Here is a 13,866-nt window from a genome sequence, read left to right as displayed (position 1 = left end):
TGGTTGAGAGCTTCAGGTCGATTATTTGTTTTGCAAGCATGCCTCAAAACTCGTTGCTATCACTGGGATGTCATGTCATAAATAGTGTGACACGACGGGTTTTTGAGGAACCGTCCACTTCGCCCACCAAGGGTTCTACGGCGGTGCAATTCTTTGGTTGGCGCCACCCAAACCCGCTTTTTCAGACAATGAATCTGACCGACCTTGCACAGGCGCTTGAGGTATTTCGTGGCGCCAGCTTTTACGACGGACTGACTCTTCACCACGCTCAATTGCTGCTCTTCGTGGGTCAGCGTGGATCTGTGACTTACGCCGAAATTGAGGATCACCTCAGCCTCAGCAACGCTTCGGTGAGCCGCTCCGTGAATGCCCTCAGTTCCGGTGTCAGGCACCGGCAGACCTGCTTCGAGCTGCTCAAGATCGAACGAGATCTGAATGAAGGCAGGCGTTATGTGGTGAGCCTCTCTGAGAAGGGCATGAAACTGCTTCTGCACTTAGAGGCTGTGTGCCAAGGCAGGCGGTGATGCTCGCTCCCACGCGAATGATGGGGAAGTCATGACGCCGCTTCCTCTACCCCGCCTCAGGATCCCAACCAACCTCCTTCTGCCACGTAAGAGCCTGTTTTTTATAGGCGCGTCCCTGTGTGGGCTTACTACTTGGCGCGTTGACCTCCTAAAAAAGTTCTGTCTCGACCCCGCTCTTTGCCTTTAGTTCTGCCAACGAACGGACTTCAAGTTTTGAGGTGAACCAGTTCTCGTGAGTGTAAGGAACTAACCCGACCTTTGTCCTGAGCCACTGCTTGAGTACCTTCTCCGTCTCTAACACGAGCTTGCCGTTTGCCGGTCCAACAACTTCGAGCTCTACCCAGCCGTAGCGTTGGTGATTTTTAAGCCTTACTTCTGGCTCGTTAGTTATTCCAAGCTGCTGTTCACCTGGTCTTTCAAGCAAGTAGAACCAAGCAGGCAAGCTTTTTTTGAAGCCGTACTTAGCACACTCACGGCAACCACAACCGTTGGCTCTGTTAGCGATGGTTTGAGGGTAGTTTTTTTTGCACTTTGGGCAGCGCCACCTCTGAACGGTGTTGCTTTTTCTTGTGAACTCGCTTGGGTCCCAGCCCACTGCTTCTTTCGCAAGTTCTGGGTACCCACTTTGAAAGTCGTTGAAGCCCGGAAGGACTGCGTTTCCGCTGCAGAAATGACAACCACTGTCTTGGTCAGTCCTGCTTCTGACAGTTGTCTTGTACGGGTGTCCAAGTGGGCAAAGCCAGTCTTTCTCTGCGTGCGTTCCAGGTAGAACTGTCGTGGGGTCCCAGCCGTCAGCCTCTTTGGCTAGTTCTGGAAACTTTGTTGCCAGGTCGTTGAAGCCAGACAACACCTTTTGGTTGCTGCAGTAAGGACAACCTTGAGGCTTCTGCCCTGTTCTGTTGTAGACCGCTTGAGGGAAAGGTGGGTGTTTCAGTTTGCACTGCCACTGCTTTGTCGCTCGAGCGTGCGGAGGTGTCCCTTTGGGGTCCCAGCCGAAAGCTTCGGCGGCAACTTTGGGGAAAAGAGTCTCAAGGTCGTTAAAGCCCGCAACAACTGTTCTGCCTTTTGGGTTGCAGTGAGGGCAGCTAAGACCCTTTGAAGTTCTCTCCGAAGGGCTTCGGGGAAAGGACGGGTGGTCTGCTTCTTTGCACTTCCAGGACTTCCTTTTCGGACTTCCTGCGGTGACGGTTTTCGGGTCCCAACCGTCTGCTTCTTTTGCGATCTCCGGGTAAGTAGTTTCTAAATCATTGAAACCCACCCAAACCTTCTTTCCTGCGCAGTAAGGGCAACCGCTGCCGTCTCTCGCTGCTCCCTCGCTTTTTCGTCTACTCCTGTTGCTAACTACCGCGTCCCAGTTGTGCCCCAAGGCGCAACGCCAACGAAGCTTTTTCCCTGAGTTTTTTGCCACTTTTGAGGGGTCCCAACCGTCTGCTTCGTTGGCAAGCTCTGGTCGCGTTGTTGCCAGGTCGTTAATGCCGGGTTCGAGTTTTCCCATTTCTCACTTGAGGGCTTCTCGCAGGGTCCTATGAAAGTAGCGTTTGCACCTCCCCCAACTGGGGGGAATCACTTCCTGCAGGCGATATTGTAAGCGTCGGCCAAGCCGTGCAAGGGAGAGCCGGGAAAAAAATGCACACCGGGAGTTCCTGCAAACGGAGACCAGGCCGCATGTTCCTTCACTGTGATCTTGCCATTAACAACGTCAAGGTCTGCAGTATGGACACGTTGCTTTGTCTTGCAATTTGCTGCATGAACCCACGTCCCATTTATGTCTGTTAATTTCCACTTTCTGTGCCGGAGGTCTGGAACTATCCCTGTAGAAGTGATCGGTTGGCCCAAGTCGTCAATAGTCACAGTCGTGCTTACAAAAGTCACGAGATCTCCTTTTCTTGTGATGCTGTTCATGTCCACAAGGATTGACTCACGAAAACCAAAACTGGCCTTACTCCGCTTCCAGCCAACAGCTCTCCAAACGGGTTGAGCTAGAGCAGTTAGGGGCGTAGCGGCAAACAGCAGGGCTGCAAAGGCAAGGGCTCGCTTCAATGACTGCAGGCGAATGCCTACATCTTCAACTTTCCATTGAGGTCGCGCATCCCCCAAATGGGGGATCTTTCATCCCACCTCAGGAGCCCAGCCCACTTCTTTCTGCCACGTAGGTGCCCACTGCCTACAGCGCTTCGTCAGGTGCTCTCCTTGCCGTATGCCTCTGCCTGAGCTCGCAGCCGACGAGAGTTTGATCGTCCTCCTGCGGCGTTGGGTCAGGTGCTAGCGAAACGCCCAACGTCGAAGCCTGAACTATCTGCCTCGCCTTTGCAACTAGTTACGGATGCAGCTTGCGCTGACAAAACATTGGCCAGGCAAAAGGGTTTAAGTCCAAATCTGTGAGTTTTACTACGGCCATCACCACCCCCTTGCAAAGCGGTTCCAGTCATCGATGGCTTCCTCTGCTGCATCGGAGTGACGCTTAATTGCATCTTTTTGTTCGTCTACGAAATCTTCAATACACGTTTTGTATGAATCAACGGACCACTCATCGTTCCGGTCCCAGGGTTTACTGCAGCTGTGCGACACCCCCCATGAATCTCCTTGTGCCTGTTGAGGCATAAGCAATCCAACCACTAGGGCAAAACAGAGTGTTGCAGCAGTTCGCATGTAGCCCTTCATCAGAACGTTCCAACTAATGACAGTCTCGCCGCTGTGACGGGTTGCGCGCATCCCCAATTGGAGGGATTCTAGAGCAGGCAATAAAAAACCCCGCTCGTGGCGGGGTAATTCGGTCAGTTGCAGCGATATCTTCCGAGATAATCAGTGTCACAGGTGGTCTTGCTCCCATCGGAACCTCTCCAGGTGTCGCGTCCTAGGTAGTCCTTATCGCCGGTAAAATTAGTGCCGCCATCGGTTTTGCAGACGGTCCGCCCGAGGTAGTCCTTATCGCAGGTCATGCCTGCATTCGCAGCTTCTTGCTGCGTGCCAATTAATAAAACTGTGGCGCAAGCCATAAGGCCTACAGAGCATACGAAAGTTTCATCACGAAAACATGGGCTTTGTTTTTCGCATCGTCTCGCCGACGACACGGGCTGAGACGTAGCACCAAGCAAAAGCCCCCGAGGGCGAGTCAGGGGCCCAGGCTTCGCTGGAAATCCACTGTTCACCTGTGATCTCACCATCGCCGTAACTCTTCATATCCCACATCCCTCAAACAAGGGATCTTTGGTGCACTCCGCCTCCCTCAACTGGGGGATCAACCAGCCTCAGGAGTCCCGCCCAAGATTTGAATCCTCGTTGGCAACGATGGCCAGGTCAGTGGCGGGGAACAGCTCACGCGCCTTCTCCCGAGCCTCTTCGGTGGTGTCGGCTTCGATGGTTCGGAGGGGTTGTTGTGGAAGATGAGATTATGATTGTCAACTAGATATGCAGAGGTGATTATGGGTCTATCGGTACGCCGCCTAGCCCTTTCGTTAGCGTCCTTGCCCATATTAATGTCGATCAACTTGGCCGCTAATGCTAGATACAACGACAAGCTTATTGGAAGGACTTGCGATAAATACATGGGCCACATTGCAGCCAATAAATCATTGGCCGAGCAATATAATTTTGCGGTTAATTGCCTGAATAAAATTAAAGAAGAAACGGGTCGCTATCACGATGCTTATATGCTGTGGATTGCGAATATTCATAATGCGCAGGGCAATGGCGAAGAGGCGCTGAATTGGGCTTGGTGGGCAATAGGACAGACGCGGAAAAATAATCAACTAGACAGCAGAGGCCCAAATGATTTCCTGTCAATTGCATATATGTCATTGCTTTTGCATATGACAGATGGCTTTAGAAGTGAAAAATCTCTTCGTATTCCCCTTTCTGCGTCTGACGCAAAGGTCAGTCACGATATTTCTTTGGCCGTAATAAAGCTCTCTGGATGCAAGACCAAGGGTACGCAAGGGAGACAGTTTTATGGCGGGTTTCCATTGCAGCCTGGAAACACTCTAGTTGACTTCAATGTCCTTGATACGACCTTGTCTGCCGAGGATAGTGCTAGTCATTGTGCCTTCTCTGGGATGGTTAATTTACTTTCGCGGATGGCCATTACAAACAACACAGACTCGGTCGTAGCCTGTGAAGCTTCAAAGGAAATAGCAAAAGCCTTGGCTGATAAGCGGTATCAAGGATTTAGAAATACACTTGGCGCCATGTACACCAGAATGGTGGCCAGGCTGTCCGATGGGCGATGCGAAATTAGCTGAGCATTTCAGGTGGAGAGGCCAGGACTTTCCACAAGGGTATTTATGCTGCCACGTTGCCGCGTATGCCCACGTCGCCATAAATGGCTGGCATCCTCTTTATGTTCACGTCGATTTCGATGGGGAAATCAATCGAGGCGTATCCACCACCGCTGCTTTCAGGGTTGATACACGCCCTGCAGTAACCGCGGACGTTTCTGTAATGGCTCTTCTCAGGCAATCCAAGTCGAGCGATATCCTTTTTATTGCCTTCACTGTTTCCAAAAACCTGCGCGCATATGAACCGCGCATTGCTGGTTCGGTATTGATCAATGGCAATCGCACTGAGGCCGAGCGCGACAAGCATCGTGGCAGCGGGTTGGAGATAAGTCTTCAAGTCCTGCATTCTATTGATTCATCTGAATGCATTATGTTCGTCAACAGGGCTGGGCGTATCCCTCCAGCGGGGGGGTATTTCTAATGAACATCTAGCTTCACCGGGTGCGTCGTACGACCGCCGTTCACCCGAGGAACCCGCCAGACCACGCAAAAGAAAATTTAGCTGTCGGCTTTGTCATTGTGACTCGTAGTATCGCAAGAGGATCTGTATGACCTTGCCCTCTTTCGCCTCAATAAATTTTTCACAAGACGCATCAAGATATGGCCTAATACCAGCCGCAGCTAAAGCGACATTCTTATTCATTGCTGCACCTAAAGGGATCCCAGATTTTTTAAGACCCAATCCAAGGAGGTTTGTCTTCTCCTTTGTGGTTTGAAGCATTCCTTGATCATGTCTGCAGTTTAGGGCTGCAATGAGTCCTGCGGCTGCTGCAAATTTCTCTTTTGTTAGCTTAACCTGACTCCTAGGAGCGCCATTAAAGCGTATGTCATATGCATTGGAGACCCTAATCATCTCTCGTCCAACTTCAATCTTGTCGAATGATCTGCAGTCTGACGAGAGGTGCCTCTTATACTTATTTGAAAGTAATACCACTGCTGGATCATTTAGTTCCGCAGCTCCAACGCCTACTTTCTTTAAAATGATTGTTTTCTCGGATGCAGTAACTTTTCTGCATTCGAGAACTAATCGAATGGAAGCCAGCTGCGAAGCCCTTTCCATATCTTCTGTCTGAGACACAATGACTTGTTTTTCTGCGGCAACGGGCAGGGCGCCTGCGAGAAAGGCAATCGTTGTGAGTGTGGGTCGGATCATCGCCTTCGGGCTCACTACCCACACCATGGCCCTGAGTCTGCTGATGGCGCATCCCTTGGGTGAGGGATTTATCCCGCCTCAGCACGCCCTCTTGTAGGCATTGCGAACCGTCTTCGCTTCGTATGTGCGGTAGCTGCGGCGATGCACCTCAGGGCAATGCCCCATGGCTGCGCATACCAATGTGGTCTCAATCTCAAGGTCGTGGGACCGGACGCTGAATGTGTCCCGGAATGAGTAGGGCCGGAGCCATTCGCCCTGGGCTTCGTACTTCGCCACGAGCTCTCGCCAGTACGGGAGCAGTCGAAGTTTTGCTCCGAGGCTTTTGCCACTGATAATCGGAGGCCACTCCAGTTGATCCCACTTCTTCACTAGGTCAAAAGTCTGACCATTCACGGCTATGGCTTCCAGCCATCGGGGCTCAGTCTCTTCCTTGATCCCTCCGCTTTTGTTGTAGGTCTTGCCCTTGTTCACCCAGAGCTGAGGGTTCCCTTCCTCATTCGTTCTGCGGAGGATGAATTCAAATTCCCAAGTCCTCACCCCGAAGACTCGGGCGACTTTTACGACGTTGGCCCAGGGCTCCGAGAGCTGTCGGGTGAGTTCCATCACTTCGTCATCAGTGAGGACTGCTTTCTGCCTGCGCTTTGCCCCAGCACCTCGTAGTTGCAGGTAGTCCCTCTCTGGAATCAGAAGAGCCTGAGGCTGGCGGTGTTCTGAGACCGCGTACTCAAGGAAGAGTTTCAGGGCGAGGCAGCACTCCTGCCGTGATGCCGACATCTCAATCCAAGGTTTGAGCATCTCGCCTTGTTTGACGCCTGACTTCTGATTGAACCGCTCGTGAGTCAGAACCCGCTCAATCAGCTCCTTGCCCCTCCCGGCCGGTTTGCGGCCTTGGAGGTGCAGGAGGGCCACCTGCAGGTACCGCCCGTAGCTGGTGTCGTAGGTCTCGGGTTTTATTCGGTTGCCAAGGTTGAGCCTGTTGTCCCGGAACCTCTCCACGATTTCTGGCCATGGCGTGACCACTTCGCTGGCCTTGTTGTCGCTGAGAGCCAGTTCGTCGCCGATGGCTTGATGGAGTGTTTTCTTCCCGCTCATTACGGGCTCGTAGACCCGATTAATCAGGAGGACGATTTCGTTCGTAGATCGTTTGTCCCAGGGGAATGGAAGGTTGGTCTGAGCGTTGGCGGGCCAGTCCCCGGTCTTAGGGAACTGGAGGCGTAGCCGGGTCCTGCCGTTGTGTTCGCTGACCGACCACCCACGCTTCCCTCCGCTGACCGCGCCCTGGAGGCCGATCTCCCATGTCTCCTTGTTTTTCTTCAACCGAGGCATCGGAGAGGAATGGGCCTAAAACTGGGCCTAAAACTACTCTCCGCGACTCTCCTGCGCAACTGATGATTATTCGGAACTACAGTGATGAACTGGATTTTGGCTGAAATCCCTTGGCCTCGCTAGAGACTATTCAGTCCTATCACCCAAGTGACCCATGGGGGCTGGAAGGCCCCCTCAATCATTCCACTGCAGCGGATCTAAGGGGTCCGCTTTTTATTGCTCAGGGGCCGCGTGACAAATTCGTGACAACAGCTCGTCTCTTGCTGGCTTCGTGACAACCACTCCGGATTTGTGCATTTCTTCCTTATTCCCTAAATTGGGGATGCACATCCTGAGCGACAGTATCTACGTTGAGCAAATAAACAGAACTATTCGCTATTTGTTTTAGCTTTTATGCCGCAAAAGCCAGTTATTGTTTGTACTGAATTAACTAGCGTTCCACTGGAATGGGTAAGGGACTACCCTTCTAGTCCGGAAGAAGCGTTTGAGAAGTCTGTTGGGAAATATTTTGCCTCGAAGCCATGCAGTAAGGGCCATTATTCACTGAGGATTCAGTCGAAGGGAAAGGATAAGGGGTGTGTTACTTGTACTCAGCTGAAGCAGCGAGATAAGACCAAGGCAGAGCGAGCGACTAGAGGCGCAACAGATTACACCTTAGAAGACTTTATTCGCGATGCGAACTTGAAGCATGGAGAGGGCAGATATGACTATGGGTTGATTGAGCAATTTAATAGGAAGACAGATGAGTATTGGATTATTTGCCCAGATTGCTGTTGTTTTAAGCAAAGGGCAGCGAAGCATGTATCTGGGCAAGGGTGCAATAAATGTAGTCTTTCTTCGGCTATGCGGGAGCGGAGGATGACACAAAAAGAGTATGTTCGCAGGTGTGAGGAAGTACATGATGGTAAATATGATTTAAGCGAAATTAAATATACTTTGATGCACGATACTGTAACGCCAATATGTCGTATTCAGGGGCATGGCCTTTTTGAGACTGAGGCTAACAATTTTATGAGAGGACGCAGTAGCTGTCAGCTGTGTGCGAGATTAGCTACTGCACAAAGATGTAGGAGCGATACCCTTACTTTTGTGAACAAAGCCAAGAAAATGCATGGGGTCAATAAGTACAAGTATGACTTAGTGAATTATGTGACGAGCAAGGATGAGGTAAAAATTATTTGTCCAATTAATGGTCATGGTGTTTTTAGTCAGCTGCCATCAGTTCATCTTTCTGGTGGTGGGTGCAAGAAGTGTGCCGAGTTGTCTCGGGCTGAATGCTTTGCAATGACTTTGGATGATTTTTTAGCCCGCGCCCGAGAAAAGCATGGTGATAAATACGACTATTCGCTAGTTCGGCTTGGTGAGCTTTGTGGTGAGAAGTCCAGAGGGCATGCTGAGGTGGAAATTGTTTGCCCAAGCCATGGGAGTTTCTTTCAGGCTCCTTCAGTGCACTTCCGTTCTGGCTGTAGAAAGTGCCATATGGAGTATTTGTGGAATGAAGTAAGGGCTATTGGGCGTGAAGAATGGATTTCTAGATGTCAAGCCGTCCACGGTAAAAAGTATGACTATTCCAATGTTCGTGATTTCTCTAAAGTTTTAGATGAAGTTGTGACTATTGTTTGCCCAATTCGGGATCATGGTGAATTTACCCAAGGTGCTCGTAATCATATGGCTGGAAGTGGTTGTCAAAAATGTGGCGACTTGAATCGCGGGCGAGATAGCTATTATGCTTTTCTTGCGAATGAATTGTGGGCGGAGGTTGATACTGAGCTTTATTTGGTAGAGGCTTTTAGTAATTACTATAAATTTGGGATTGCGATTGATTTTGAAGATAGGTCAAGGGGTGATTATACAGACACTTTTTATAGGAAAATTATGCCTAGAGCTGTAGCTTGGACTGCAGAGCAATACCTCTTGCTTTCTACTGCATGGGCTGCACCAGGGTTCTTGCCTCCTGATATTGCTGATTGGGGTGGGAATACAGAGCTTCGCAATAAGGATTTTTCTGTGTCTGATATGGTAATTCAAATGGATGCGTTAGTTGAGAATATTGAGGAAATTGGATGGCGTGAGTTTTGTGAGCAGAATCTTATTTTCCGAAGCCAATCATCTCATTCAGAAGCCTGATTGCTCCAATTGCGTTGTTCTCTCGTCCTGCCGCTACTGCCGATGCTCAAGCGACAGAGGTCGGAGCCCAGATCGACCTTTGTATTCAGCGGGTGAAAGCTGAAGCCTCAGAGGGGGCAGCACTTGTTGATGCCTGTGGGCCTCATGGCAGAGCCATCAACTCTGAAGTTCCAATAGGAAAAACAGGAGTTATTGGCTAGCGCTGCCCTGGCAGCACCCATTCATACAGCTGCTGCTGAGCGGCCCGGGGGCCAACCTTTTTGACTCTGCGATTCCGCCCAGGCAGTGCACTCTTGACAGCAACGGTTTACTAGAGCTGTCACTTCAACCCTCTATCTGTGTTGAACGCTCTTGGCTCATTGTTGAAGTGGCTATTCCTCAAAAAACCTGATCAGCCGACATTTGTCGAAAGTAAGACAACGCTGAAAGAACGGACTCAGCAAGCGCTGCAGTCCGATCAAGCGTCCGCCATTCATAAAGGCCCCCGAGGTGGCTTTTATCGAATCGATGCCAAAGGGAGGAAGGTGTACCTCAAGGCGGCGGAACAGCCAAAGCAAGGCAAGCCGCGTCGAGCCAAGCGGCGACGTTCTCAAGCGGCATAAGCAGTGTTGCCGAAAGACCTGGAATGCAAAGGAAAGCCGTCAATCACTGAGGGCTTTCCTTGCTACGACGAACCACAAGTTCGCTGTAAGGCTGCCTTTTTAGTGTGGTCAATACACCTGTACTTGTAGGGAGTTGACCAGTTCTGTGCGTGCCGAAACGACTGCTCCCTTTGGCAGCGGATGTTGTTCTGAACTCGCTTCACAGGGCAGCTGCACTTCCATCGCCAATGACCATCACCACCTGGCCGCACACCGCAGCTGCCCAATACAAAACCCTGCTCAAGAAAGCAGGGTTGTCGTTCAGATTGAATCTGATCAGTGAAAGACACCAGGGTTGTCACTGGTGTCACCACCAGGGGGCATCCAGACACCGTCACCCCCAAAGATGTCGCTCACTGGCGTATGAAATCTCTCAGGGAGTTTGCCTGTTCTCTGCGTTTCTTCAATTTCCTTTGCACCTTTATACACGGCTACGGCAAATTGAGTGAAAAATCCCCACGGAGTCAATTTGTCGCCTCCTGAGCATGCGCTGAGCGTGTCGATGCTTAATTCTTGATCGACATCAGCATGAATGGAATGCAGTTGTGTTGTGACTGGGCGTTTGATCATGGTGGTGGTGCGAAGTGAGTCGAGGAGGTCAGCCCTCCCGCCTCGCAGACCATCGCCTTGATCGCCACAGACTTCGTTGACCTGGCTCAATGTCTGCTGTGACCTTGGTCACACAGGTTGGGGTCGCTGCCGAGACGGCTTGTCCAGGCATGAGTGCATTACAACAAGGATGTTGCCGCGCATCCATTTTGTCTATTCAGCATTACTCACTTGATGTGTTTGCACACTGCATCATGCACTGCGGATCCATAAGTGTTCGGCATGACTGGATTCATCTCCATTGATTTGGTAGAGGCATTGCCGCTAATCACGTAGTAGTACTTGTTCACTATTCGTATTTTTGGGAATTGAATCTCTGCCCCGTCTATGGTGTAAATTCCATTGTTGCTCGTGGTTTCAGGTTCTATTCTTGTGAAAAGAGTGTGGCCACTTGTGTTCGCCGAGCAATTGAATCTCTCGATCAAAATGTAGTAGTTGAAGCTGCCCTTTGGCTCGAATGAGAGTTGAACCCTTTTCAGTTTTTCGATGGTCACAATGCTGCCACTCCTGCTTGCTCTGCGAATGTATCTTGCTTCTCCGGGTTTCTATTCCTGAATTGTGGATGCCAAGGCAGTATTCCCCACTCTCCCTGCCAGCCGCCAATCGTAGGTGGTAAAATGATTGTTTGGGGGATGATTTCTGCATTGCTCGCAGTTGCCACAAATAAAGACGCTGTCATCGCAATGGCAGCAGCAATCTTTTTCATCAAGCGTTGATATTTGCTGCCACTCTACGTTTCTTTGCTCTCATTGCGCATCTTCGATTTGAGCCAAAGCGTCATGGTCGCACCACTGGTGGGCGCAGCTCCTTGGGCCATCGCTCCTCCGCCTGGAGGCCCCGCCGTTGATGGAAGTGATGGTTGTTGCCCGTTGGTGGCATGGTCTTGTGTGCCGCCGGAGCCTAGTCATATGCACCGGGTTGTCGACGACCTCAATGGCAAAACCATCTCGGTTGACTTGAAGCGCGCTAAGGGGTTCTGGTGATGGCTCGTCTCCGCCGGGGCTATGCCTTTGCTTTTCCCGGTGCAGGTGATTCCGCTGGCCGACCTTTTGCGTCGTGAGCGCCGATTCCTTTGGTGGTCGCAGTGGTCAATGTCAGTGCGTAGTGGTCTGCAGCTGGGAAAAGGCAGCGATGCAAGAATATAGTCGCGCTTCGGCCTGGTTTGTGGTCAGTATTTTGTTTCCAGAATTGGCAACTTAAAGGATTGCCAGTGGCCAGAGGAGCGATATGTTTGGATGGTCAATATCTATTGAAACGATGCTCACCGGCTCCGACCTCCTCTCCAAAGTCAAAGAACTCGGGGACGTCTCCAAGAGTGACCTGGCAACGGCTTGTGGTTACGTTTCTGACAAAAAGGACGGCGGTCAGCGAGTCAACTTCACCGCTTTCTACGAAGCTCTTTTGAATGCCAAGGGTATTGACCTGGGTGGTGGTACTGCAGGCATTGGTAAAGGTGGACGCAAGTTGTCCTACGTCGCCAAGGTGCAGGGCAATGGCAACCTTCTGATTGGCAAGGCATACACAGCAATGCTCGACCTTCAGGTTGGAGATGAGTTTGAAATCAAGCTGGGTCGCAAGCAAATCCGCCTCGTTCCCGTTGGTGGTTCAGACGAAGAAGATGGTGGTGAAGACTGAATCACTGCCTAGGTCTTAGTGGGTCATAGGGAGGGGCTTCACAGTCCCTCCTTTTTATTGCTATTCGCAACCATCACCCGAGCTGCCTTTCTTGATTGAAATGGTATGTCTGGCTAAGCCTTCATTCAGACCAGAGCCGTTGCGGCAATCCTGCAATCCCTTAGATCACCACTTCAGAAGATAGACCGGGTGGTGTGGTCATTCTCTGGCTTCCAGACGGATTCGAGCATCGGCCTGTATCCGTCGAATGGCGGCTTTCACAGGTAGAACGCCAGCAACGACATTTATCAGTACGACGAGTAATCCCACAATGGATCGAATCCATAGCTGAACCCAGAGTTCATTTGTCAGCGTGGGCTCATTGATCATCTGCTCTGCATCTAAGGGCAGCAGAAAATGGAAAAGCACCAAGATTCCTGCAGAGGCCAGCAGCACAACAAAGCGAGCTAAAAAATCCCACAGCAGGGGTGTGATCGTGCGCCGAGTGATGGCGTAATAGATGCCTGCAAACGGCAGAAAGCAATGGGCGATGGACCAAGGCCAGGCACGGTCCTGCAGCCGGTTCTCCAGAGCCAGCTGACGGGCCGATTGCTGAGCATCCCTTCGGCTGAATCGCTTCAGCTCACGGCCGTCTGCACGAATGGATCGGATCGACTCAAAGACCACACCCAAGACCAGCAGATTGATCCCAAGCTGAAGGATGGGATCCAGCCGCCAACCCTGGAAAAAGAGAATGCCACCCACTAACGGCAGGGCGATGTTGCGCCCAGCCAAATTGATCAGAAACAGTCCGAAACCAAGCCCCCGAACGGGACCACGCGCTTGGCCCCTCCGCATCAGAGCATCAAAGCGTCGCAACGACACAAAAAGAGCAGGAATCCAGAGCGCCAGCAAAAGGAGACCTGAGTACGCAGCCCAGTTCAGACCCGCATACATCATTGGGAGCTCCGTAGGTTCGACATTGTTCCGCAAGCGTTCATGAGCGTCGACTCTCTCGCAATGCAGATGATTCACTTTCCCATCGCGACGTTTCGATAGAAACGGTGAAACCCTGTCGCGGTGAGCTGGTCCTGTCTTCCGGCGTCTTGAGGTGTCGCATCTACCCGCAATCCTGAAGCTGCAGGATTGCCGCTTGCGTCAACCGATGGATCGCTTATTCATAGAGCTAACTTGACTTCGTTTGTATTGAGCATGAAGTTCTCTTTTCCGGTCATGTCGTGACGGCTTGGCAGTGGCAAAGAGTTGGGCCTTTTGATCACGGAATAGTGCATTGGCTATCACTTCCATGGGTCAGGATATGTGAATGAAAGGTTCGTGATCTCAGTTGATTGGTCATTGAGTTGGCATGACAATGCCTGGTGACCGACCGAGCACGACAGAGTGGTTGGCCAGCCTGATTACGGCTCGCTCATTGATTTGAATGCACCCATCCACGCTTGAGTGACGATGTTGCAGTGGCCATGACGTCCCTTTGCGCAGTGCGTGCATCACGAAACTGCCAGCACTGACGGCGTTTTTCTGTTTCCTGATCAGGCCTAGACAGGGCTTGTTGGCGATGGCTAGAGATGTAGGTGCCA

At 51.2% G+C, this 13,866-nt stretch carries 13 protein-coding genes; 6 read left to right on the top strand and 7 right to left on the bottom strand.

The window, feature by feature from the left end:
* Positions 1-188 precede the first annotated feature (188 nt).
* Entirely contained in the window at positions 189-524 is a 336-nt protein-coding gene (locus tag SIB72_RS01980; RefSeq protein WP_413744429.1) for a MarR family transcriptional regulator, read from the top strand.
* A 148-nt stretch (positions 525-672) separates the two neighbouring features.
* On the opposite strand, the gene SIB72_RS01975 is transcribed toward SIB72_RS01980, so the two are convergent.
* The gene (locus tag SIB72_RS01975) at positions 673-2,019 is read right to left on the bottom strand and encodes a zinc-ribbon domain-containing protein (protein WP_413744428.1); all 1,347 of its coding nucleotides are present in this window, start codon (positions 2,017-2,019) and stop codon (positions 673-675) included.
* A 1,279-nt stretch (positions 2,020-3,298) separates the two neighbouring features.
* Complete coding sequence (locus SIB72_RS01970) at positions 3,299-3,463, bottom strand: hypothetical protein (RefSeq protein WP_413744427.1); 165 nt, start codon at positions 3,461-3,463, stop codon at positions 3,299-3,301.
* 549 nt (positions 3,464-4,012) lie between these two features.
* Here SIB72_RS01970 and SIB72_RS01965 point away from each other — a divergent pair.
* The gene (locus SIB72_RS01965) at positions 4,013-4,762 is read left to right on the top strand and encodes a hypothetical protein (RefSeq protein WP_413744426.1); all 750 of its coding nucleotides are present in this window, start codon (positions 4,013-4,015) and stop codon (positions 4,760-4,762) included.
* Positions 4,740-5,219, top strand: a complete 480-nt coding sequence (locus SIB72_RS01960) for a hypothetical protein (protein ID WP_413744425.1) — start codon at positions 4,740-4,742, stop codon at positions 5,217-5,219. Before SIB72_RS01965 ends, SIB72_RS01960 begins: the two co-directional genes overlap by 23 nt.
* 93 nt (positions 5,220-5,312) lie before the next feature.
* Here SIB72_RS01960 and SIB72_RS01955 read toward each other — a convergent pair whose 3' ends face one another.
* Complete coding sequence (locus SIB72_RS01955) at positions 5,313-5,951, bottom strand: hypothetical protein (RefSeq protein ID WP_413744424.1); 639 nt, start codon at positions 5,949-5,951, stop codon at positions 5,313-5,315.
* A 78-nt stretch (positions 5,952-6,029) separates the two neighbouring features.
* Positions 6,030-7,277 (bottom strand): hypothetical protein, encoded by a 1,248-nt coding sequence (locus SIB72_RS01950; RefSeq protein WP_413744423.1) that lies wholly within the window; start codon positions 7,275-7,277, stop codon positions 6,030-6,032.
* A 393-nt stretch (positions 7,278-7,670) separates the two neighbouring features.
* Here SIB72_RS01950 and SIB72_RS01945 point away from each other — a divergent pair, with 393 nt between their 5' ends.
* Both SIB72_RS01945 and SIB72_RS01940 read left to right on the top strand, forming a co-directional pair.
* Positions 7,671-9,404, top strand: a complete 1,734-nt coding sequence (locus SIB72_RS01945; protein WP_413744422.1) for a hypothetical protein — start codon at positions 7,671-7,673, stop codon at positions 9,402-9,404.
* 338 nt (positions 9,405-9,742) lie between these two features.
* A complete protein-coding gene (locus SIB72_RS01940) occupies positions 9,743-10,006 on the top strand; it encodes a hypothetical protein (protein WP_413744421.1) in 264 nt (87 codons plus the stop codon).
* Between the two features lie 315 nt (positions 10,007-10,321).
* Here SIB72_RS01940 and SIB72_RS01935 read toward each other — a convergent pair whose 3' ends face one another.
* Positions 10,322-10,615 (bottom strand): hypothetical protein, encoded by a 294-nt coding sequence (locus SIB72_RS01935; RefSeq protein ID WP_137006987.1) that lies wholly within the window; start codon positions 10,613-10,615, stop codon positions 10,322-10,324.
* Positions 10,616-11,144: 529 nt separating this feature from the next.
* Complete coding sequence (locus tag SIB72_RS01930; RefSeq protein ID WP_413744420.1) at positions 11,145-11,363, bottom strand: hypothetical protein; 219 nt, start codon at positions 11,361-11,363, stop codon at positions 11,145-11,147.
* A gap of 548 nt (positions 11,364-11,911) precedes the next feature.
* Between SIB72_RS01930 and SIB72_RS01925 the strand changes: the two genes are divergently transcribed.
* Positions 11,912-12,289 carry an AbrB family transcriptional regulator gene (locus tag SIB72_RS01925; RefSeq protein ID WP_115118469.1) on the top strand — a complete coding sequence of 126 codons (378 nt, stop codon included), beginning with the start codon at positions 11,912-11,914 and terminating at the stop codon, positions 12,287-12,289.
* Between the two features lie 198 nt (positions 12,290-12,487).
* On the opposite strand, the gene SIB72_RS01920 is transcribed toward SIB72_RS01925, so the two are convergent.
* Positions 12,488-13,228, bottom strand: coding sequence for a hypothetical protein (locus SIB72_RS01920; RefSeq protein WP_413744419.1), 741 nt, complete (start codon positions 13,226-13,228; stop codon positions 12,488-12,490).
* Positions 13,229-13,866: the final 638 nt, after the last annotated feature.

The sequence above is a fragment of the Synechococcus sp. MIT S9451 genome (assembly GCF_047304725.1).
GTDB lineage: Bacteria > Cyanobacteriota > Cyanobacteriia > PCC-6307 > Cyanobiaceae > Synechococcus_C.
Note: the sequence above shows the minus strand (reverse complement) of the source record. Positions and strands in the feature narration are given on the sequence as shown.

Excerpts from the sequence above, each read along its gene's own strand:
- SIB72_RS01945 (WP_413744422.1), top strand. The coding sequence starts at position 7,671 with ATGCCGCAAAAGCCAGTTATTGTTTGTACTGAATTAACTAGCGTTCCA.
- SIB72_RS01925 (WP_115118469.1), top strand. The coding sequence starts at position 11,912 with ATGCTCACCGGCTCCGACCTCCTCTCCAAAGTCAAAGAACTCGGGGAC.
- SIB72_RS01955 (WP_413744424.1), bottom strand. The coding sequence starts at position 5,951 with ATGATCCGACCCACACTCACAACGATTGCCTTTCTCGCAGGCGCCCTG.
- SIB72_RS01935 (WP_137006987.1), bottom strand. The coding sequence starts at position 10,615 with ATGATCAAACGCCCAGTCACAACACAACTGCATTCCATTCATGCTGAT.
- SIB72_RS01970 (WP_413744427.1), bottom strand. The coding sequence starts at position 3,463 with ATGACCTGCGATAAGGACTACCTCGGGCGGACCGTCTGCAAAACCGAT.
- SIB72_RS01920 (WP_413744419.1), bottom strand. The coding sequence starts at position 13,228 with ATGATGTATGCGGGTCTGAACTGGGCTGCGTACTCAGGTCTCCTTTTG.
- SIB72_RS01960 (WP_413744425.1), top strand. The coding sequence starts at position 4,740 with ATGGGCGATGCGAAATTAGCTGAGCATTTCAGGTGGAGAGGCCAGGAC.
- SIB72_RS01950 (WP_413744423.1), bottom strand. The coding sequence starts at position 7,277 with ATGCCTCGGTTGAAGAAAAACAAGGAGACATGGGAGATCGGCCTCCAG.
- SIB72_RS01980 (WP_413744429.1), top strand. The coding sequence starts at position 189 with ATGAATCTGACCGACCTTGCACAGGCGCTTGAGGTATTTCGTGGCGCC.
- SIB72_RS01975 (WP_413744428.1), bottom strand. The coding sequence starts at position 2,019 with ATGGGAAAACTCGAACCCGGCATTAACGACCTGGCAACAACGCGACCA.